Source organism: Halomonas sp. BC04, from assembly GCF_000568385.1.
This window is the reverse complement of record NZ_AZQX01000220.1, coordinates 1-17849: the sequence shown is the minus strand read 5'-3', so window position 1 is coordinate 17849 and position 17849 is coordinate 1. Positions and strand designations below refer to the sequence as shown.

The 17849-nt window shown below is 61.4% G+C and carries 20 protein-coding genes, 1 pseudogene and 1 CRISPR repeat array; of the genes and pseudogenes, 18 read left to right on the top strand and 3 right to left on the bottom strand.

Translation table 11 applies throughout. The features are described from left to right. From Q427_RS15290 to Q427_RS15285, 3 genes are all read right to left on the bottom strand, one after another. Positions 1 to 799 (bottom strand): serine hydroxymethyltransferase (locus Q427_RS15290; RefSeq protein ID WP_043515441.1); only part of this gene is annotated, 799 nt, incomplete at its 3' end. 297 nt (positions 800 to 1096) lie between these two features. After that, positions 1097 to 1372, bottom strand: coding sequence for a helix-turn-helix domain-containing protein (locus Q427_RS34185; protein WP_231613723.1), 276 nt, complete (start codon positions 1370 to 1372; stop codon positions 1097 to 1099). A gap of 17 nt (positions 1373 to 1389) precedes the next feature. After that, positions 1390 to 2133: a GlxA family transcriptional regulator gene (locus Q427_RS15285; protein ID WP_231613722.1), complete on the bottom strand. Its 744-nt coding sequence runs from the start codon at positions 2131 to 2133 to the stop codon at positions 1390 to 1392. Positions 2134 to 2557: 424 nt separating this feature from the next. On the opposite strand from Q427_RS15285, the pseudogene Q427_RS15275 reads away from it, so the two are divergent. From Q427_RS15275 to cas2e, 18 genes and pseudogenes are all read left to right on the top strand, one after another. Continuing rightward, positions 2558 to 3918 (top strand): annotated as a pseudogene (locus Q427_RS15275) (tyrosine-type recombinase/integrase). Positions 3919 to 4014: 96 nt separating this feature from the next. Then, a complete protein-coding gene (locus Q427_RS15270; protein WP_043515438.1) occupies positions 4015 to 4977 on the top strand; it encodes a hypothetical protein in 963 nt (320 codons plus the stop codon). Between the two features lie 140 nt (positions 4978 to 5117). After that, positions 5118 to 5426: a hypothetical protein gene (locus Q427_RS15265; RefSeq protein ID WP_043515436.1), complete on the top strand. Its 309-nt coding sequence runs from the start codon at positions 5118 to 5120 to the stop codon at positions 5424 to 5426. Beyond that, positions 5423 to 5866, top strand: coding sequence for a hypothetical protein (locus Q427_RS15260; RefSeq protein ID WP_043515434.1), 444 nt, complete (start codon positions 5423 to 5425; stop codon positions 5864 to 5866). The genes Q427_RS15265 and Q427_RS15260 overlap by 4 nt, the downstream gene beginning before the upstream one ends. Beyond that, positions 5863 to 6093 carry a hypothetical protein gene (locus Q427_RS15255; RefSeq protein ID WP_043515432.1) on the top strand — a complete coding sequence of 77 codons (231 nt, stop codon included), beginning with the start codon at positions 5863 to 5865 and terminating at the stop codon, positions 6091 to 6093. Before Q427_RS15260 ends, Q427_RS15255 begins: the two co-directional genes overlap by 4 nt. 72 nt (positions 6094 to 6165) lie before the next feature. Further along, the gene (locus tag Q427_RS15250) at positions 6166 to 6474 is read left to right on the top strand and encodes a hypothetical protein (RefSeq protein WP_043515431.1); all 309 of its coding nucleotides are present in this window, start codon (positions 6166 to 6168) and stop codon (positions 6472 to 6474) included. Further along, positions 6464 to 8053, top strand: a complete 1590-nt coding sequence (locus Q427_RS15245) for a DUF927 domain-containing protein (RefSeq protein ID WP_051496419.1) — start codon at positions 6464 to 6466, stop codon at positions 8051 to 8053. Before Q427_RS15250 ends, Q427_RS15245 begins: the two co-directional genes overlap by 11 nt. Next, on the top strand, positions 8050 to 8394 hold the full coding sequence (locus Q427_RS28990; RefSeq protein ID WP_051496418.1) for a hypothetical protein: 345 nt from the start codon (positions 8050 to 8052) through the stop codon (positions 8392 to 8394). Before Q427_RS15245 ends, Q427_RS28990 begins: the two co-directional genes overlap by 4 nt. A 722-nt stretch (positions 8395 to 9116) precedes the next feature. Further along, complete coding sequence (locus tag Q427_RS32390) at positions 9117 to 9563, top strand: HD domain-containing protein (RefSeq protein ID WP_197030668.1); 447 nt, start codon at positions 9117 to 9119, stop codon at positions 9561 to 9563. A 173-nt stretch (positions 9564 to 9736) separates the two neighbouring features. Beyond that, entirely contained in the window at positions 9737 to 11629 is a 1893-nt protein-coding gene (gene cas3 / locus Q427_RS15235) for a CRISPR-associated helicase Cas3' (protein ID WP_197030667.1), read from the top strand. Between the two features lie 4 nt (positions 11630 to 11633). After that, positions 11634 to 13232 (top strand): type I-E CRISPR-associated protein Cse1/CasA, encoded by a 1599-nt coding sequence (casA, locus tag Q427_RS15230; protein WP_043515429.1) that lies wholly within the window; start codon positions 11634 to 11636, stop codon positions 13230 to 13232. Continuing rightward, on the top strand, positions 13232 to 13789 hold the full coding sequence (gene casB, locus Q427_RS15225; protein WP_043515428.1) for a type I-E CRISPR-associated protein Cse2/CasB: 558 nt from the start codon (positions 13232 to 13234) through the stop codon (positions 13787 to 13789). The genes casA and casB overlap by 1 nt, the downstream gene beginning before the upstream one ends. Then, positions 13786 to 14460 carry a type I-E CRISPR-associated protein Cas6/Cse3/CasE gene (cas6e, locus tag Q427_RS15220; RefSeq protein WP_043515427.1) on the top strand — a complete coding sequence of 225 codons (675 nt, stop codon included), beginning with the start codon at positions 13786 to 13788 and terminating at the stop codon, positions 14458 to 14460. The genes casB and cas6e overlap by 4 nt, the downstream gene beginning before the upstream one ends. 34 nt (positions 14461 to 14494) lie before the next feature. Then, positions 14495 to 15391, top strand: coding sequence for a type I-E CRISPR-associated protein Cas7/Cse4/CasC (gene cas7e / locus Q427_RS15215; RefSeq protein WP_197030666.1), 897 nt, complete (start codon positions 14495 to 14497; stop codon positions 15389 to 15391). Beyond that, positions 15388 to 15543, top strand: a complete 156-nt coding sequence (locus Q427_RS32385) for a hypothetical protein (RefSeq protein ID WP_197030665.1) — start codon at positions 15388 to 15390, stop codon at positions 15541 to 15543. The genes cas7e and Q427_RS32385 overlap by 4 nt, the downstream gene beginning before the upstream one ends. A gap of 7 nt (positions 15544 to 15550) precedes the next feature. After that, a complete protein-coding gene (cas5e, locus tag Q427_RS15210; protein WP_043515446.1) occupies positions 15551 to 16264 on the top strand; it encodes a type I-E CRISPR-associated protein Cas5/CasD in 714 nt (237 codons plus the stop codon). Positions 16265 to 16266: 2 nt separating this feature from the next. Continuing rightward, positions 16267 to 17139, top strand: coding sequence for a type I-E CRISPR-associated endonuclease Cas1e (gene cas1e / locus Q427_RS15205; protein ID WP_043515426.1), 873 nt, complete (start codon positions 16267 to 16269; stop codon positions 17137 to 17139). Continuing rightward, the gene (gene cas2e / locus Q427_RS15200) at positions 17120 to 17404 is read left to right on the top strand and encodes a type I-E CRISPR-associated endoribonuclease Cas2e (RefSeq protein WP_081786028.1); all 285 of its coding nucleotides are present in this window, start codon (positions 17120 to 17122) and stop codon (positions 17402 to 17404) included. The genes cas1e and cas2e overlap by 20 nt, the downstream gene beginning before the upstream one ends. 50 nt (positions 17405 to 17454) lie before the next feature. Continuing rightward, positions 17455 to 17847: a CRISPR direct-repeat array (repeat unit 28 nt; unit sequence GTCCTCCCCACGCCCGTGGGGGTGTTTC). Positions 17848 to 17849 lie beyond the last annotated feature (2 nt).

Below are 17849 nucleotides of genomic sequence, written 5' to 3'. Positions count from 1 at the left end.
CATGCATCAGCGGGCCGCCCTGCTGGCCGGGGAAGACCGCACCGTTGAGCTTCTTGTAGAGGTCCGCATCGCCGTGGGCAGAGAGGATCAGGCCGCCCCGAGGGCCACGCAGGGTCTTGTGGGTGGTGGTAGTGACCACGTGGGCATGGGGGATCGGGCTCGGGTAGTGGCCGGCGGCGATGAGGCCTGCCACGTGGGCCATGTCGACCATGAACCAGGCACCGACTTCGTCGGCGATGGCGCGGAAGCGACGCCAGTCGACGACCCGGGCGTAGGCCGAGAAGCCGGCGATGATCAGCTTGGGCTTGTGGCTGCGCGCCAGGCGTTCGACTTCCTCGTAGTCGATCTCGCCGGTCTCGGGGTTCAGGCCGTACTGCACTGCGTGGTAGTGCTTGCCGGAGAAGTTCGGCGCAGCGCCGTGGGTCAGATGGCCGCCGTGGGCCAGGCTCATACCGAGGATGGTGTCACCCGGCTTGACCAGGGCCATGAAGGCCGCGGCGTTGGCCTGGGCCCCTGAGTGGGGCTGGACGTTGGCGTAGTCGGCGCCGAAGAGGTCACAGGCCCGGTCAATGGCCAGCTGCTCCACCACATCGACGTGCTCGCAGCCGCCGTAGTAGCGCTTGCCCGGATAGCCCTCGGCGTACTTGTTGGTCAACTGGGTGCCTTGGGCCTCCATGACCGCACGGCTGGCGTAGTTCTCGGAGGCGATCAGCTCGACGTGGGCCTCCTGGCGGACCACCTCGTCGGCAATGGCAGCAGCGACCTGGGAGTCGAAGTCGGAAAGGGATGAATGGTTCATGAAAGACTCCTGTTGTTATCGGTAGAGACCTGGCGGACAGCGTCTGTGACTTCGAATCTATCGGCGAGCTGCCTCGATGGAAAATTTGAATTCCTCATGCGCGGATAAGTGGCATGAAGCGCATCCATCTCATCACTGATTTAACGCCAGGGCGGGGCAACAAGATTGAATGGATGCGACAGATTTTCTGAACGCCACGGCGGCAAGGAGTGACCGAACCTCTTCCTTGGCGCTATGTGAATAACGTCTTATTTAGGAGGTTCAAGGTCCGGTCTGCGGGAGGAAGGCGCCCTGAGCTCAGAGCGCGGGACGACCCTCGATATGGAGGAAGAAGGGATCGACCCGATCGCTGCTGGATTCACCGACACGCTTGCGCATCTGCGACGGCGTCATGTCGAAGGCGCTACGGAACTGGCGGGAGAAGTGGGCGGTATCGGCGAAGCCGCAACGCTCGCCGATCTCGGTGATGCTCTTGCCACTGTAGTGCAGCAGCCACAATCCATAGCGCAGGCGAAGATCCCGAGCGAACTTCTGGGGCCCTACCCCCAGGGTCTCGCGAAAACGCCGCTCCATGTTCCGCCGGGAGGTGCCTACCGCTCCGCCAGTGCCTCCATGGAGATCGCCTCGCCCAGGTGCTGCTCGAGCACGGCGATGCAGCGCCGCACCAGGCGATCCTCGATCTTGCCGAATACCACGGGCTGCGGCTGAGGATGCGCGCCCGTCCGGGCTTCCTCGATGAGCATGATATGCAGGCTCTTCATGGCCCACGCCTTGCCCAGGTGCCGCTCGACCAGATAGGCGGCCAGGTCCGCCGCCGCGGCGCCACCGGCGCAGGTGAGCCGGTCACCATCGTCGATGAAAAGGCGGTCGGCCACCGGCTCGATGGCGGGGAAGCGCTGACTCATGTCGCGGTGGTGATACCAGCTGACGCAGCAACGCCGCCCCGCCATCAGGCCCGCCTGGATCAGGGCGAACACGCCGGTGCACAGGCCCACCAGCGGCACCCCGGCAACCGCCGCCTGGCGCAGGTACGCCAGGGCGGTGGTATCGACCTGGTCGCGCTCGTTCTGAACGCCACCGATCACCACGATATAGTCGAACACCGTCGGATCCTGGTAGGTCAGGCAAGGTGAGATGGCGGCACCGCAGCTGGAGATGGCCTGATCACCGGAACTGGTCATGAAGGTCCAGTGGCAGCGCAGCTGGCGACTACGATCCCCCTCATCGGCGGCGAGGCGCAGGCAGTCGACGAAAGCCGCAAATGGGAATAGGGTAAAACGATGCAGCAGAACGAAGCCGACGGAGAGGGGCTCGCCCTGGGAGGGATGGCTCATGGCAGTTCCTGTTCAGGAGATCAGGAGGGTCGAGACCGGACAGGGTGTTAGGGCGACTCTAGCGCATCTCGCCGGTAGTACGCAGCACCAATGAAACGGCAGGGAGACGAGAAAGCATCAAGCAACGAGCACCCTCGCTTGTTGGTGGTATGGGCCGTGACGCGCCCCAGAAACTAGAAAGGGCCTACGACAAAGTCGTAAGCCCTTGATATCTGGCGCGCCCAGAAGGATTCGAACCTTCGACCCCTGCCTTCGGAGGGCGTTCACCCCATATTTGAGCAGAAACTAACAGAAACAACAATCACCAGCTATCTAATCAAAATCAATTAGTTGAGACATTTTGCCGTTTGCTGCTTGTTGCCCTTTTGCTCTCGTTATATCCTGCATTTGCTACCTATTTGCTACCTACAAAAAGGAGCCGAATATGGCAGGCAGCAGCAAGCTGAAGCTGACAACCAAGGCGCTGGAGCAGCTATCCAAGACTCCCCCGACCGATAACGTCTTTGACACCGCGCTACCTGGTTTTCATGTTCGCCCCGGCAAGCGCGGCCTGACCTTCCGACTGTACTACCGCACCAAGACGGGCCGGCAGCGTGTCTTGACCATTGGCCGCTACGGCACCCGTACCGTTGCCGAGGCGCGCGCCCAGGCTAAAGAGGCGCTGAGCATCGTGGCTCAGGGCGGCGACCCACGCGCAGTGCTGGAGGAGAAAAAGGCCGAGGAGGAGCGCCAGCAGCAGCAAACCTTGGGCTCTTACCTAGATGGCCCCTACACCGTGACCCAGCGGCGTAAGAAGGATGGAACAGCTACCTTACAGCGTATCCGCAGGGCATTTGCTGAATGGCTGCACAAACCCATGTGCGAAATCACCCGCGCCGACGTTGAGCGCTGGCAGGGTGAACGAGAGGCAAAGGGCGAAGCATATAGCACCAGCAAGCGAAACCTCGGCGCACTCAAGACGCTGCTGGCGCATGCAGCAGAGCGCAAGGTGATACCCGCCAACCCGCTGGCAGGTATCAGCCTGCAACGGCCGGCCATGAGCGAAGCGGAGATGGCCGAGCAAGCGTCACAGCGGCGCTACCTGGAACCCGATGAGGTAAAGGCGCTGTTTGCAGGGCTGGAAGCGTACCAAGAAGAAAAGCGCGCCCAGCGCAGGAACAGCCGCGCCCATGGCAAGGCGCAACTGCCGAACCTGGATAGTGTGGCCTACGTGAATCATGTCGCGCCCTTCATCACGCTGATGTACTACACCGGCTTTCGACCGGGCGACCTCATCGGCCTGCGCTGGGATCACGTAAACCTAGACTTCCGCACCATCCGCAAAACCATCGAAAAGTCGGCGCACCACCGGGAGGAGCCCCAGACTTTCCCGCTTTCTACCGAAGCCGTAGGCGTGCTGAGGACGTGGCACCGGCAGCAGGGCGAGCCGAAAGCGGGGTGGTGTTTCCTTCGCATGACAACGGCAAGCGTATGGACAAGAAGGCCATGCAGAAGCCTTGGGCCACCGTTCGAAAGTTCGCCGGGCTGCCTGATGACCTGCTGCTTTATTCTCTGCGACACAACTTCGCCAGCCAACTGGTGATGGCCGGTGTTGATCTGTTGACCGTTTCCAAACTGATGGCCCACGCTGATATTCAAACCACCATCAAATATTACGCGCACCTGCGGCCGGACCATTCCCGCGATGCCGTCGAGGCATTCGCCAAGGCGGTGCCCAGAGCGACGGCCGAGGAGGATAGCGCCAGCGAAAAGGCAACGGCGATCCGCAAGGTATCCACCGAATGACCGGTTTGGTCGGCTAGGGCCGTACACCCGAAAGCGCGGCGGCTCCACCGCGCCCGCCGCCGCCTTTCCTTGCAGTGAGCGCGAGGAGTAGCGCAAATGACCATACAATCGCGGCTATATAAATTAAAACATTGGCTGACGCTAGAGGATGCGGCGGCTCATTTGTCAACCATGCTTTCGGAGCCAGTCACTGAGGTTGATATTCTTGAGCTATGCATACAAAAACGTCTCAAATTATCTGTAAATGTACTTGTTCCCACAAACGCGCAAAGAGGTGTTATTGTTGATTCAGAAGAGGCTTATGTAGGCTTTAAATCTCCTGATTCCCCGCCAGAACGGCACGATAATAACAGCCATCCCACCGAGTCATTGGAAGAAAAACTGACGGGCATGCCCGAGGTTAAAATCAAGGACATTAAGCACCTTGATGAGGAAATAAAGTCCGCAATAAAAGATCAGCGCATTACGGTATGCCTGATTAGCCAGAAGATTTCGAACACTGAATTCGTAGAATTTGGTGAAGAAATAGAGCTAATTAAACCAGGGGTTTACGATCTTCCGATGCTTTCGGCAGAGGCTTACGCTGTAGATGAGGTGTATTACAGGATGATTGATGGCCCGCAAGTTGACAGGTGGAGCTTAGAAGGCGCCTGGCTTGAGGATGATGGCGATCTTTTACGCCTCTGCACAAGGATGAAACTTAAGGTAGACTCCGAAATGTTTAGGAAAGTTAAAGGTTATGGGGAGTGGCCGGTAAGGTATTGGGAAACTTCTGACTGGGTTCCTAGCGACGAGTTACCCGAGGAGAGTATTCTTGTGGTTCGTCGGCAAAATCTTGATGCATTCATTGCCAACCTGGAACAGGAGCAAGAGCCCAGACAAGACGTTGGAGGAGAGGTGGAGAGAACCTTGGAGGCGTTCGGTCTGCTGGTAGAGCTATATGCCAGTCAGCACGGCCTGATTACCGGTATGGCAACCGACCGAAAGCATCCCGCATTGTCGAGGATATGCTTGTCGCAAAGCCTGATGACGTTACCAATATGGGCGACCGCAAGCTGAAAGAACACGTCGGCGCGGCAATCAAGGCTTGGGAGGCCAAGAAGCGTCGCTAGCCTGCAATCTGCATTTTGCAACGAGACCACGAAAGCTCTTGCCGTGAGGACAATGGTAGCGTCAACCCGCAACGTGGAGACGCTTCCATGCCCACCAAGACGCAAGACCCCGGCGACATTCTCGCCAATGCCCTGGCCCGCTACCGCGATGGCTTCGACCCAGCGCTGATCGAGCTGCCCGAGGCCGCCGTATTCCCCGGCCTGATTCCCGCCCAGCCGGCCACCGCCCGTAAGGCCCGCACCACCGGCAGTCTGCTAGGCCGGCCGGCCCCGCGTTTCGTAAAGCGCGGCCGTGCCGTGCGCTACCGCCTGAAAGACGTGCTGGACTGGCTGGCCGAAGGCGACGCCTACGGCAGCACGGCCGAGGTCAACATGGCTGGGAGGGCGTCGGCATGAACGCGGTTTACCACTACACCAGCGAGCGCCATCACCTGCCGGCAATCCTGAGCAGCGGCGAGCTTCGAGGTCGCGCGGATATGCCTGGCTACCACCCGCTAGTCTGGTTTTCTGCCCATCCGTTCTGGGAGCCCACCGCCACCCAGCTCCGCATGGTGGGCGGCCTGATCGTTCCGCAAACCTTTGAAGAGCTCTACGACGTATTCGGTTGCGTGCGCTTCACGCTGCCTGCCAATGATGTCCGGCTGATGGACTGGCGTCGAGCGTGCAAGTTTGCCGGTATTCCCAGGCGTGATCGCTGGGCGATGGAGGCGGTCGGCATCGAGGTCGGCGGCGATCCGCGCCACTGGCTGGCCTTGGCAGGCCCTGTCCCACTAGAGGAACTGCGAGCCGAGCGGCTGGAAGGCGGCCAATGGCTGCCCCTGGAGGTGACGACATGACCCCGACCGACCGCTATCAACTGGCTCGGGCAGCCCAGACCGGCGATGCCCGAGCGATGGAGCGTGCCAGTGCCGCCTTGGCTGCTATCACCCAATGCCTGCAGGACGACGGGATTTCCCCGTTCTGCCACGACGGCTTGTTGACTGCCATCGACATTGTTGCGTGGAACCTGGGCGACCGTGCCGACTTCCTCAACGAGATACTGAAGGAGGACGCCGATGTTTGAGCTTTCGCACCTGCTGGCCGGCGCCTGGCGCTGGCTGACTCGCAAGCCCAGGGCAGCTGAGGAGGTCGAGGCATGACCAACACCATGCAAAAGGTCCAGCCTCCCGAGAGAAGCCGGACCCTTACCAAAGCGCGTCCGAAGGCGCACCCCAAGCATAACAGCATCGAGGCCGCATTGACTGAAGCCCTGGCCAGCCACTGCATGACGCTGGCGCCCAGGGCATCAGGGTGGTGCGCCAACAAGAGCAAGTTCGCTGCCCACCATGCGCCGCTGGCCATCGGCACCCAGCTGCTGATGCCGACGCTCTGCGAAGGCTGCGAGGACTACCCCGACCTTGCCTACGTGTGCCTGTGTCGGCTGGGAGGTGGTCATGGTGAATGAATACCGCAACCCCGATACCGTCGAGATGTCTGGCCATCCACCCGCCCCCGAGCCAGCCCATGCCACTCTGGACGTGTCCCAGGCGTCCCAGGTGTCCCAGCCCAGCAGGGACGGGGCTTCCCCCCGGGACATCACCGGGACAGCACCTGCTTCGACGTGTCCCATCGCCCGTGAGGTGGGCCCCAGCGAGGACGAGCCGGAAACGGTCAAGGAGCCCAGGCGCCCTACCTTCGCCTGCCACTTGGCGCCCAGCCAATACGGGCCACCGGGGCTGTACTACCATGGACTGCGCCAGCCCAAGGGCGGCGGAGATCCTGAGCCCTTCGACGTGTGGGTAAGCAGCCCCGTCGTGGGCCTGGCCGCCACCTATGACGAGCGACACGACAACCACGGGCTGCTGCTGAGCTTCAAACCGCCCTATGGTCCTTGGCGTAAATGGGCGATGCCCATGGAGCTACTGAGCGGCAGCGGCGAGGAGATGCGGCGAGAGCTGATGAGGATGGGCGTTCGTATCAACCCTGACGGCTTCAAGCTCCTTCACCGCTGGGCGTCCCAATGCCAGCCGGATAAGGAGGTGGTGGCAGCGACGCGAGTGGGCTGGCACCACATCGAGGAGAGCCTGGCGTTCGTCATGCCCCGCCACACCATCGCCCAGGGCGCGCTGGCCCACCGGATCACCTTCCAAAGCGAGAGCGCCAGCCAAGACCACTTCGCCACCGCCGGCAGCCTGGACAGCTGGCGTGCCAATATTGGCAGGCTATGCCGTGGCAACCCGCTGATGGTCCTGGCCGTGTCTACCGCCCTGGCCGGTCCGCTGCTGCAACTGACGCACCGGCAGGCTGCTGGCATCCATCTGGTGGGCGATAGCAGTAACGGCAAGACGACGTTGCTGGAGGTCGCAGCGAGCGTGTGGGGCGGCCCCGACTTCAAGCGCACCTGGCGAGCCACCGGCAATGGGCTGGAGGGCGTGGCCGCCGCTCTTAGCGACACGGCGCTGGTGCTGGACGAGATAGGCGAGGCCGATGGCCGTGAGGTGGGTGCCACGATTTACGCCTTGGGCAACGGCATCGGCAAGGCCCGCGCCAGCCGTATCGGCACTGCCCGCCCTCCCCATCGTTGGCGTATCGCGGTTCTGAGCAGCGGCGAGCGCACTCTAGCCGCCCACATGAGCGAGGCCGGCAAACGCCCCCATGCCGGGCAGGCGGTCCGGCTGCTGGATATACCTGCCAACCGCCAGCATGGCGCCTTCGACCACCTGCACCACCTGACCGATGGCCGTGCCTTCGCGGACCACTTGAAAAGCGAGGTGACACATCATCATGGCCATCTTGGACCAGCGTTCATCGAACGGCTGGTGGCCGAGGAGCGCGATCTGGCTGCCGAGGTGGACCGCTTCGCTCAGGCACCGGGTTTTGCCGCGTCACACCCGCTGCAAGGTCGCGCCGCCAAGATGCTGGCGTTGATAGGACTGGCCGGCGAGCTGGCAGTCGAATATGGCTGGCCGACTGGGCGCCTGGTGAGGCCAGGGCCGCCGCTGTTGACGCCTTTCAATTATGGATCGCCGGGCAGGGTAGTGTGAGGACCGAGCATGAGCAGATATTGGCCAGGGTGGCCGGATTTATCGAGCGCCACGGCGATGCCCGTTTCAGCAGCGTGACAGGCGACGCCAGCCACGTGATCCATAACCGTGCTGGCTGGTGGCGGGATGATGCCGATGGCCGGACCTACCTGTTTACCAGCGAGGGGTTGATTGAGGCGTTGGCCGGCTTCGACCTGAAGCGCGGCACTGAGGCCCTGGAGACTGCCGGCTGGTTAGTCGAGCGGGAGAGTAGCGCCCGGGCCGTGCGCATTCGTATCAACCGCACCCGCTGGCGCGTCTACGCGATCCGCCCTACTGATAGCGAAGCGGGCGATGCATGAGCTGGATGACGTTTACCGCGCCTTCGCTGGGACAGTGGTTCCGGTCAGCTGTCCCGCACCTGTCCCGCCGCAAACCCGCATGGTTGAGCCGTTGGGACAAATGGGACAGATGGGACAGATGGGACACCCCCCGAAATTTGGGACAGCAAGACAAGGATGGCCCAGCGCATGGGGTCGAGACACTGCTGGCCGCCCTGGCTGATGCGGGCCGCGACCTTGTGCCGGACCTTGAGCGCCAGCTACGGTAGCGGCTGGCGCCACTGAGCCGGCAGGTACGGGCCGAACTGATCGCGGTATTAGATGACGCCTTCGAGGTGCCCCGATGTTGAGGCCCTGGGCCAGGAGAAAGCGTGTCATGCCAGTGGAGCGCAGCATGTTGACATGCGAATCGGCCAGCGTGATTGCCAGACCGGCTTCCTTGAATGCCCTTGGTAGCGGTTTGTTCAAGGCTTAGCCCTGGCTCCCGCTAGACAGCCGATGTCGGACACTTCAGGCGAAATCCGGTTGATGCATGGGCTACGACTCCAATTCTGGATATTAACGGTCGTTGATATAAGCCTCATTGACTCTAACGTAACCTTAGTTCTCACTGGCTGAACAGCTGGCACTTCCAATCCCCAGCTCAGAGAGTGAGGTTCTTCTCCATGCGGCGACCATCGACGAGTGCCAAGTCAGCTTCGGTCCCCGCCATCCCCCATGAGCAGTGCCCAGCCAAGACATTCATGACCGACGCTGGCGATGTCACTCTCGGCCGTAGCGTCTTCAATCATTGCCAGATCGTTGGGGAGGTGGCCAAGGCCCTCTCTGACCGGTATGTGGGCTCCTCAGCAGCCTGCCTGTTTCCCTACGGTAGCGAGCTGATCGCGGCCTGCCATGACATCGGCAAGGTCAGCCCGACCTTCGTGGCCAAGCTCCTTCGAGCCGCCAACTATCATCCTCACTCATATCCCTCCCTGGCGAACATTGACTCATCGCTGGAGCGCCAATGGGGTGGGCACGCCGGTGTCAGCCAAGTGGCGGCCAAGGCCATGAAGGTTCCCGCCCGGATACCAGAAATCCTGGGACAGCACCATGGCTACTCGCCACCGGTGGCCGACAAGCGGGCCCATGATGAAGGGTTCGGTGGCCCTGCCTGGCAAGAGGAGCGCGTACGGCTGGCCGATGCCTGAAGCAAGCCTTGCGGAGTGATTGGCCCGACAATCTGACCTCGACGCAGGCGCGTGTGCTGGCAGGCCTGACAACGGTGGCGGACTGGATCGGTTCGGGGCAGTTTTTTGAGGACCCCGCCGCCGAATGGCAGCCTCGGATCGGCCAGGCCATTGAGGATGCAGGATTCCTTCCGGTGACGGTGAAGTCTGACCTGACCTTTCAGGACATCTTCCCGTTTCCCCCCAATGCGGCTCAGGCCCGCCTCGCCGAGGTGGCGAGCCGTCCCGGTGTTTACCTACTCGAAGCGCCCATGGGTCTAGGCAAGACCGAGGCTGCGCTCTATGTCGCCTATCAGCAGCTGGCACAAGGCCAGGCCAGCGGTATCTACTTCGCGCTTCCCACCCAGTTGACCTCCAATCGCATCTACTCGCGTTTCAATGCTTTTCTGGATGAAATCCTGCCGCCTGATGCGCCTCACCGTGCGCTGCTGCTGCATGGCCATGCCTGGCTTGTTGAGACCGAGATGGGAGAAGAGGGGCGTCCTGGTGGCGCCTGGTTCAACCAGGCCAAACGGGGGCTGCTGGCCCCCTTCGCCGTGGGCACCCTGGATCAGGCACTGATGGCGGTCATGAACGTCAAGCATGGCTTCGTCCGCGCCTTCGGCCTGGCTGGCAAGGTCGTGATTCTTGATGAGGTCCATACCTATGACGCCTACACCGGTACGCTGCTGGATGCGCTGATCGACTTCCTGCGCCAGGCTGGGTGCACTGTCATCATCCTGACGGCGACCCTGGCTCGGGAGCGCCGCGAGCAGTTGCTGGGGGCCAAGGTCGAGCAGAATCACTATCCCCTGATTACCGCATGTCCAGATTCAAGTGACCCCATTGAGGTGCCACTCCCAGAGCCGGCCGAGAAGCCGGTTGCCGTGAGCCTGATCGATCAGGAGGAGCTAGCAATCGAGGAAGCCCTGGACAGGGCGGAGACGGGGCAGCAGGTGCTTTGGATCGAGAACACGGTGGCCGAGGCCCAGGAGCGATACCGGGTGCTGGCGGCCAGGTCGGCAGAGCTTGGCGTTGAGGCCGGGCTGCTGCATTCGCGCTTCACCCCGGAGCACCGCGCGGCTCGCGAAGATGTCTGGGTAGCCCTCTACGGCAACACGGAGTGGGCAAGGCGGGCCAGCGGCGGGCGGGTGCTTGTGGGGACCCAGGTGCTGGAGCAGTCGCTGGACATCGACGCTGACTTCCTGATCAGCCGCTTCTGCCCGACCGACATGCTCCTTCAACGGCTGGGACGGCTGTGGCGCCACGAGGATACTCCCAGACCCCCGGAGAGTCGCCGAGAGGTCTGGCTCCTAGCCCCCACTCTGACCGCATCGGTTGCCCAGCCTCGTAGCACATTCGGCGTAACGGCAGAGGTATATAGCCCCTACGTGCTGTGTCGCAGCCTCGAGGTGTGGCAGGGGCGCAAGACGATCACACTTCCCGGCGACATCCGCCCCATGATCGATGCCACCTACGCTAGCCGCGAGGAGATCGGAGACATGGCGCGTTGGTATCGAGAGCTGGAGGAGGGTAACCGTCGGCAAACGGGGCGCCGTGCCATGGAGCAGCTGGCACGCGGTGCGCTGGCCCAAGGCGGCAAGACGCTGCCAGAGCACAAGGCTGGGACCCGCTACAGCGACATCGACTCGGTAGAGGTCCTGCTAATCCGCGGCCTCAGGCCAGATGCCGAGCGCAGAGCGACCCGTCTAGTGCTGCTGGACGGTCAGCTGCACTGGCTGCCATGGGATCGCCATGTGCTGGGCCTGTCCGAGTGGCGACGCCTCAGCGCACTCCTGACGCGCCAGCAAGTACGCATTCCTATTTACCACGCCCCGATCACTACCGCCCTGAGTACGCTTCGCCAATACGGTTTCCACCACTGCTTCTACCTGGGCCGTCCTGAAGAAGACGAAGCGCTGCTGAGGGTGGCACTGGTCGATGAGGCAGGGGGGCTCAGAGGGCTAGGTGGAGAGCCGGCCCATGATCGCTACCGGCTAGCCTATCGAGAGGACCTGGGGTTCCAGGCCATCCGCGACAAGGACTGAACGTATGGAAAATCACTTCAACCTGCTTGATGAGCCATGGATACCGGTAGCGGATGTTGGCCGCGTCAGCCTGCGGGAGATCTTCTCTCGTGACGGACTGCGAGAGCTGGGAGGCAACCCGATCCAGAAACTCGCATTGACCAAGCTGCTGTTATCCATCGCTCAGGCAGCCTGTACACCCGCTGACGAAACCGAGTGGGCCGACCTGGGAGCAGAAGGCCTGGCCTCCCGCTGTCTGGACTATCTGGAGACCTGGCATGGGAGCTTCTACCTCCATGGTGAGCGCCCCTTCTTGCAGATGCCGGCAGTGGCGGACTGCATTGCCGAGAGAACCGAGCGTCGGCTCAAGGCTGCCAAGACCAAGGGCAAGCGCGATGAGGTCATCGCCTCGGGAGCGCCTCGCTCGTTTGGGGCAGGCTTCTATCCTGACATGCCTTCGGCCAACAACACCCTGTTGTCACACACCCTGTTCGAGAAGCCCCTGGACACCGCGGATCAGGCAGTCTTCTTGGTGACCTTGATGAACTTCGCCTTCGGCGGAAAACGTGTCGAGGGTGATCTGACATCGCTGGCCGGACGAGCACTGGGCAACCGCTACAGCGCACCAGCCGCCCCGAGCCTCGGGGGATGGGTGGGCCAGTTGCACTGCCTGGTGACGACCGGTGATCTGCGTCGCGACATCTGGGTCAACCTCATGACGCGGGAAGCGATTGAAGCTGCCAGCCGCTGGCCCGATGGGGTGGGGCGCCCCGTCTGGGAGGCCATGCCAACCCATGAAGCCGATGACCGGGCCGAGTCCCTGAAGCGCAGCTATCAGGGCTGCCTGGTTGCACTGTCGCGATTTGCTCTGCTCCAGGAAGGCGGCATCTACTACCTGGACGGAATCAACTATCCCGGCATCAAGGATGGTTGGTACGAGCCCTCCTTGCTGCTCGACCAGAGCGGCAAGGACATCAAGGTCAAGTACGTGAACCTGGATCGCAAGCCGTGGCGAGAACTGCATGCCTTCCTGGATTTCCTCACGCTCAGCCAGCGGTCGGGGTTCGAGAGCCTGGGGCTGCAGCAGGGCGTCAGCCGCATGCGCGATCTTGGCGACTCGCTATGTGTTTGGACCGGCGGGCTCAAGGTCAGCGCCAACTCCGGTGATCAGTCCGTCAAGCAGGCCGACGACTTCCTCGAGTCCAAGGTCTGGCTGCAAGGTGAGCTGATTGACTCAGTTTGGCTCACTATTCTGAAGCGCGAGATGGAAGGCCTCGAGCAGCTCGGCAGGATGCTCTACGCCTGTGTGCGGGACTACTACCGCGAGCTGAAGGCCACGCCGGACATGGCAGCGGCTCAGGCAGCCCGTGCCGGTCATCTCTATTGGCAGCTGTGCGAGAGGGATTTTTCCTCACTGACAGCGAACTGCGAAGCCAGCGATGCTGATGTCGCAGCACGCCGGAAGCTGAGAGAGCGGTTCTTCGGCCATGTCAGGGGCTGTTTCGAACAATGCGCTCCCCGGGAGACCGCCCGCCAGCTCGAGGCTTGGGCGCGTCACCAGCCCCGCCCCGGACCCTACCTTGCCACCCCCCAACAGATCCCGACCGAGAGCCAGGAGGCATGATGGAACCGACACCCCCCGCGCGCCCCAGGAAGGCTGAGCGCTTCGTCACTTACCTCCTCGAGCGAGTCCAGCATGACAAGGGGCTGGCCGCGAGGCTGCGACGAGCTGACAACCCGGCAACGGAATACCAGAGCTGGGAGTTGCTGGCCCAGTTCGGCGTTGAGCTGGAGTGGCCTTCTCAGCGGCTGCCCTATGCCACGGTGGCAGCGGCCATGACCCGGGCCAAGGCCGAGCGCAATGGGCGCCTCTCCCTTGGCCAGGCGTTGGCCAAGTGCTACGACGGAGGCACCGAGAGTTCGCCCGCGAAGGCTCGCCTTCGCCGCCTGCTGGCCTGTGACGACATCGAAGAGCTTTGCAGTGTGATCCGTCCCGTGCTGACGTTGATCCACTCGAAGCAGGGGCCTGTGCTCAACTACGCCCGGCTACTTGAAGAGTTGCTCTGGTTCAATCGCTCGGGAGAACGGACGCGAGCCCGCTGGGCACAAGACTTCTACCACCGCCCACAGGGTGACGGCGAAAGGGCTGAGCCGGCAGCTGTCGCGGAGGGGAGCCCATGAGCCAACCAACGCTCTACGCCAGCGTCCTGCATCTTGATCGGCATGCCATACAGACCCTGAAAATTACCGATTCCTACTCCCTGCATCGGGTCGTCTACAGCCTCTTCGAGGACGTGCGTAGTGAGTCCGACAAGCAGGGCCACACCCCCAGCGGGATCGTCTATGCCGACAAGGGAGGCAACCGTCTGGAGAGGCAGGTGTTGATATTGTCCGACCGTGAGCCGGCCGATGGCATCCCGGCCGATGATGAGTGCCTCGGTGAAGTGCGCTGCAAGCCCATATCGCCCAGCTTTCTCGACCACCCTCACTACCAGTTTCAGGTGGCGATCAATCCCACCCGGCGTGAGAACGCGACCGGCCGGCGGCTTCCGGTGAAAGGGCGTGAAGCCATCACCGAGTGGTTCCTCGAGCGCTGTGAGCCCAGTTGGGGCTTCCGTACGCTTCCCGCCACGCTTGAGGTGGGGCGTGTCGATGTCGATCAGTTCAAGGGCAAGCAGGATCGAGATATTACCGTGGCCAAGGCCGACCTTCGCGGCGTGCTGGAAGTCACGGACGCGCAGCTATTCCGTCAGAGCTTTGCACGAGGCATCGGCCGAGGGAGGGCGTTTGGTTGCGGCCTGCTGCAGGTCGTGCCTGTCCTCGACAGCCCTTTCGCCGAATTCGCTAAATAAGTCATCACCCGAAACCAGATAAGGATGTTGTCTCATGACCCAACCGTTTCGTAATACCCGTATCGAGTTCCATATCCTGCAGTCCTTCCCAGTCTCCTGCCTCAATCGTGATGATGTCGGCGCACCCAAGACAGCACGCATTGGTGGAGTGACCCGTGCTCGTGTGAGTTCACAGTGCTGGAAGCGTCAGGTGAGGCTCGCACTGCGCGAACTGGGGGTCCCCATGGGAACCCGGACCAAAAAGGTGACCGCACTGCTGGCCGAGGCTTGCCGGGAGAAGGGAGCCAGTGAAGAGGCTGCCGAGGCCTGCGGTAAGGCAATGGCTGACACCCTGACGGACGACACTCTCCTTTTCATCAGTGACAGCGAAGCCCAGGCACTCGCGGACTATGCTGCCGAGCATGCTTTCGATACCGGCAAGATCAAGGACAAGGAGCTTTACAAGATCGCCAAGAAAGTGATGAATCCGGCCCTGGACGCCCTCGACATCGCCCTGTTCGGACGTATGGTCGCCAAGGCACCGGACCTGAACGTCGAGGCAGCCAGCGCCTTCTCGCACGCTATCTCGACCCACAAGGTCAGCAATGAGGTCGAGTTCTTTACTGCCCTGGATGATCACCCAGAGGAGCAGGGCTCTTCCCACATGGGAAGCCTCGAGTTCAATGCGGCGACCTATTATCGCTACATCAGCCTGGACCTGGGACAGCTGGCGCAGAGCCTGGAACCGGATCAGCTCAAGATCGCCATCGACGCTTTTACCAAGGCGCTCTTTGTGGCGATCCCGGATGCCCGACAGGCCACCATGTCCGGTGCCAGTCCGTGGGACTATGCGCGGGTATTGGTGCGTAGCGGCCAGCGGCTACAGGTTCCCTTCGAAGCCCCGATAAGGCTCAGGGAGAGGGCTTCCTGGAGCCAAGCAAGGCAGCCTTGAACGACTATCTCGACAAGAAGGAGAAAATGGTTGGATCGTTGTTTGGAAAGGCAGGCGACTACCGCTGGGGGGACGACGAGACCTTCAGCCTGGACGACCTGAGCGCCGCCCTGCAGGGACACGTGGACAACCTCGCCGAACAGGCAGCCTGAGGTGGCCATGAGTGATCCGTATCTGTTGCTGTGGCTGGAGGCTCCGCTTCAGTCCTGGGGGCATGACTCACGCTTCGGTCGTCGCGATACCCTCGACTTTCCAACCCGCTCCGGGGTGCTGGGTCTGATCTGCTGTGCGCTGGGTGCCGGCGGCGAACAACGCGAGCTACTGGCACGACTGGCTTCCGGGGAGATGACTGTCGAGGCCTACGTCTCTACCGATCATGATGGCAACCCCCAACCCCGGCCGCCGTTGCTCAGGGACTTCCATATGGTCGGTAGTGGCTACGACACTGAAGATCCCTGGGAGAGCCTGATGGTGCCGAAGACTGCCGAAGGCAAAAAGGCCGTGGGGGCCGGCACCAAGATGACCTATCGCTATGCCCTGCAGGATATGGCGTTCGCAGTGGCCCTTCAGGTGCCGGATGACCTGGCAGAAAATATCGGCCAAGCGCTGGTAGCGCCGACCTGGGATCTCTACCTTGGCCGCAAGCACTGTGCGCCCACCGAGTTTATCTACCAGGGGCAGTTCGGTACTGCCGATGACGCCAACGAGCGAGCCTTAGAACTAGCCCAGACCAAACAGCGAGCCTTCAGCTTTCGGGTGCTGGAAGGTGAGCATGAGGGAGAAGTTCTCACACTCAACGACGTGCCTATCCAGTTCGGTACCGATAAACGTTACCGAGACCGGCGAGTGACCGTGCAAGATTGGCAGGGTTGATCATGAGCAAGGGAGAAAGGCTTTTCGTCAAGATAACCCGGGAGTCTCTGCCGCAGGTAAAAGACAAATATCCGTTCATTTATCTCGAGCGAGGACGCCTAGAAATTGACGATAGCAGCGTCAAATGGATTGACTCTGAAGGTCAGGTCATCCCACTGCCGGTTGCTACCCTGAATACTTTGTTGCTGGGTCCGGGCACGACGGTGACCCATGATGCGATCAAGACTGCCGCAGCTGCCAACTGTGCGATCAGCTGGGTAGGAGAGGATAGCCTGCTTTTCTACGCTGCCGGTTTTGTGACTACAGCTGACACCCGTAATCTCAAACGTCAGATCCTTCTGGCTTCCGACAAGGAGAAGGCACTTGATGTGGCCCGCGCAATGTTTCGGCGGCGATTCCCGGACGCTGACCTGAAGGACAAGAGCTTAAAGGTCATGACGGGTATGGAAGGTCATCGAGTTCGGACTTTGTATCGTGAAAAAGCCGAGCAATATCAAGTGGGTTGGAAAGGTCGGCAGTTTACTCCTGGAAAGTTTGAGTTGAGCGACACCGTTAACCGAATTCTGACCGCTACCAACGCGGCTCTGTACGGCATCCTATGCTCGGCATTGCATAGCATGGGCTACTCTCCCCATATCGGTTTCATTCACTCCGGCAGCCCGCTGCCGATGGTCTACGATCTTGCTGACCTCTACAAGGAGCACCTCAGTGTTGACCTTGCTTTTGCCATGACCAAAGAGATGGCTGGCAGGTATGACAAGCACCAGGTATCTGCTGAGTTCAGGCGGCGAGTGATTGCCATGGACCTGCTGTCGCAAGTGCAGTCGGACATCACTGACTTGTTAGGAGACCCACATGCTCGTCGTCGTCGCTAATGACTTGCCTCCCGCTGTCCGAGGGCGCATGAAGCTCTGGTTTGTCGAACCCCGGCCAAATGTCTTTGTTTCAGGGATCAAGGACTCGGTAGCGAAAACCGTTATGGAGTACCTGATGGCACACTGCCCTGCTGAGTCCGGGGTCATGCTATTCCGCTCTTTGCCACATCCGCCTGGCTACGAGATCCGAACCATCGGCCCTACACGAAAGAGCTTTGTCACGCTCAGTGGTCTGGAGCTGGTTCTTGAATCCCTGCAAACCTAGTATCTACCTCATCTGGTATTGAAGCCCTTGCTCTTTAACAAGATACTGGTGTCCTCCCCACGCCCGTGGGGGTGTTTCCTAGTCCGTTGGGGCGTGTTTGCTGGGGGACAAGTCCTCCCCACGCCCGTGGGGGTGTTTCCTGTGGTGCCCGCGCCGTAATCAACATTCAACTGTCCTCCCCACGCCCGTGGGGGTGTTTCTGTCAGGGGGTTTCGTCGTCAGTCGCCGCTTCCGTCCTCCCCACGCCCGTGGGGGTGTTTCTCATCGGGACTGTTTTGGTAATCGGGCGAAAGCGTCCTCCCCACGCCCGTGGGGGTGTTTCCGGAGTAGCGGCCACCCTCGGTGTTCTTATAGAGTCCTCCCCACGCCCGTGGGGGTGTTTCTGGCTTTGATTGTCGACCTTACGCTTGCTGCCGTCCTCCCCACGCCCGTGGGGTGTTTCCGA

What these genes read in the sequence shown, in the direction of transcription:
- Q427_RS34185 (WP_231613723.1), bottom strand. Translation starts at nt 1,372, where the DNA reads ATGGAGCGGCGTTTTCGCGAGACCCTGGGGGTAGGGCCCCAGAAGTTC.
- Q427_RS15285 (WP_231613722.1), bottom strand. Translation starts at nt 2,133, where the DNA reads ATGAGCCATCCCTCCCAGGGCGAGCCCCTCTCCGTCGGCTTCGTTCTG.
- Q427_RS15270 (WP_043515438.1), top strand. Translation starts at nt 4,015, where the DNA reads ATGACCATACAATCGCGGCTATATAAATTAAAACATTGGCTGACGCTA.
- Q427_RS15265 (WP_043515436.1), top strand. Translation starts at nt 5,118, where the DNA reads ATGCCCACCAAGACGCAAGACCCCGGCGACATTCTCGCCAATGCCCTG.
- Q427_RS15260 (WP_043515434.1), top strand. Translation starts at nt 5,423, where the DNA reads ATGAACGCGGTTTACCACTACACCAGCGAGCGCCATCACCTGCCGGCA.
- Q427_RS15255 (WP_043515432.1), top strand. Translation starts at nt 5,863, where the DNA reads ATGACCCCGACCGACCGCTATCAACTGGCTCGGGCAGCCCAGACCGGC.
- Q427_RS15250 (WP_043515431.1), top strand. Translation starts at nt 6,166, where the DNA reads ATGACCAACACCATGCAAAAGGTCCAGCCTCCCGAGAGAAGCCGGACC.
- Q427_RS15245 (WP_051496419.1), top strand. Translation starts at nt 6,464, where the DNA reads ATGGTGAATGAATACCGCAACCCCGATACCGTCGAGATGTCTGGCCAT.
- Q427_RS32390 (WP_197030668.1), top strand. Translation starts at nt 9,117, where the DNA reads ATGACCGACGCTGGCGATGTCACTCTCGGCCGTAGCGTCTTCAATCAT.
- casA (WP_043515429.1), top strand. Translation starts at nt 11,634, where the DNA reads ATGGAAAATCACTTCAACCTGCTTGATGAGCCATGGATACCGGTAGCG.
- casB (WP_043515428.1), top strand. Translation starts at nt 13,232, where the DNA reads ATGGAACCGACACCCCCCGCGCGCCCCAGGAAGGCTGAGCGCTTCGTC.
- cas6e (WP_043515427.1), top strand. Translation starts at nt 13,786, where the DNA reads ATGAGCCAACCAACGCTCTACGCCAGCGTCCTGCATCTTGATCGGCAT.
- cas7e (WP_197030666.1), top strand. Translation starts at nt 14,495, where the DNA reads ATGACCCAACCGTTTCGTAATACCCGTATCGAGTTCCATATCCTGCAG.
- cas5e (WP_043515446.1), top strand. Translation starts at nt 15,551, where the DNA reads ATGAGTGATCCGTATCTGTTGCTGTGGCTGGAGGCTCCGCTTCAGTCC.
- cas1e (WP_043515426.1), top strand. Translation starts at nt 16,267, where the DNA reads ATGAGCAAGGGAGAAAGGCTTTTCGTCAAGATAACCCGGGAGTCTCTG.
- cas2e (WP_081786028.1), top strand. Translation starts at nt 17,120, where the DNA reads ATGCTCGTCGTCGTCGCTAATGACTTGCCTCCCGCTGTCCGAGGGCGC.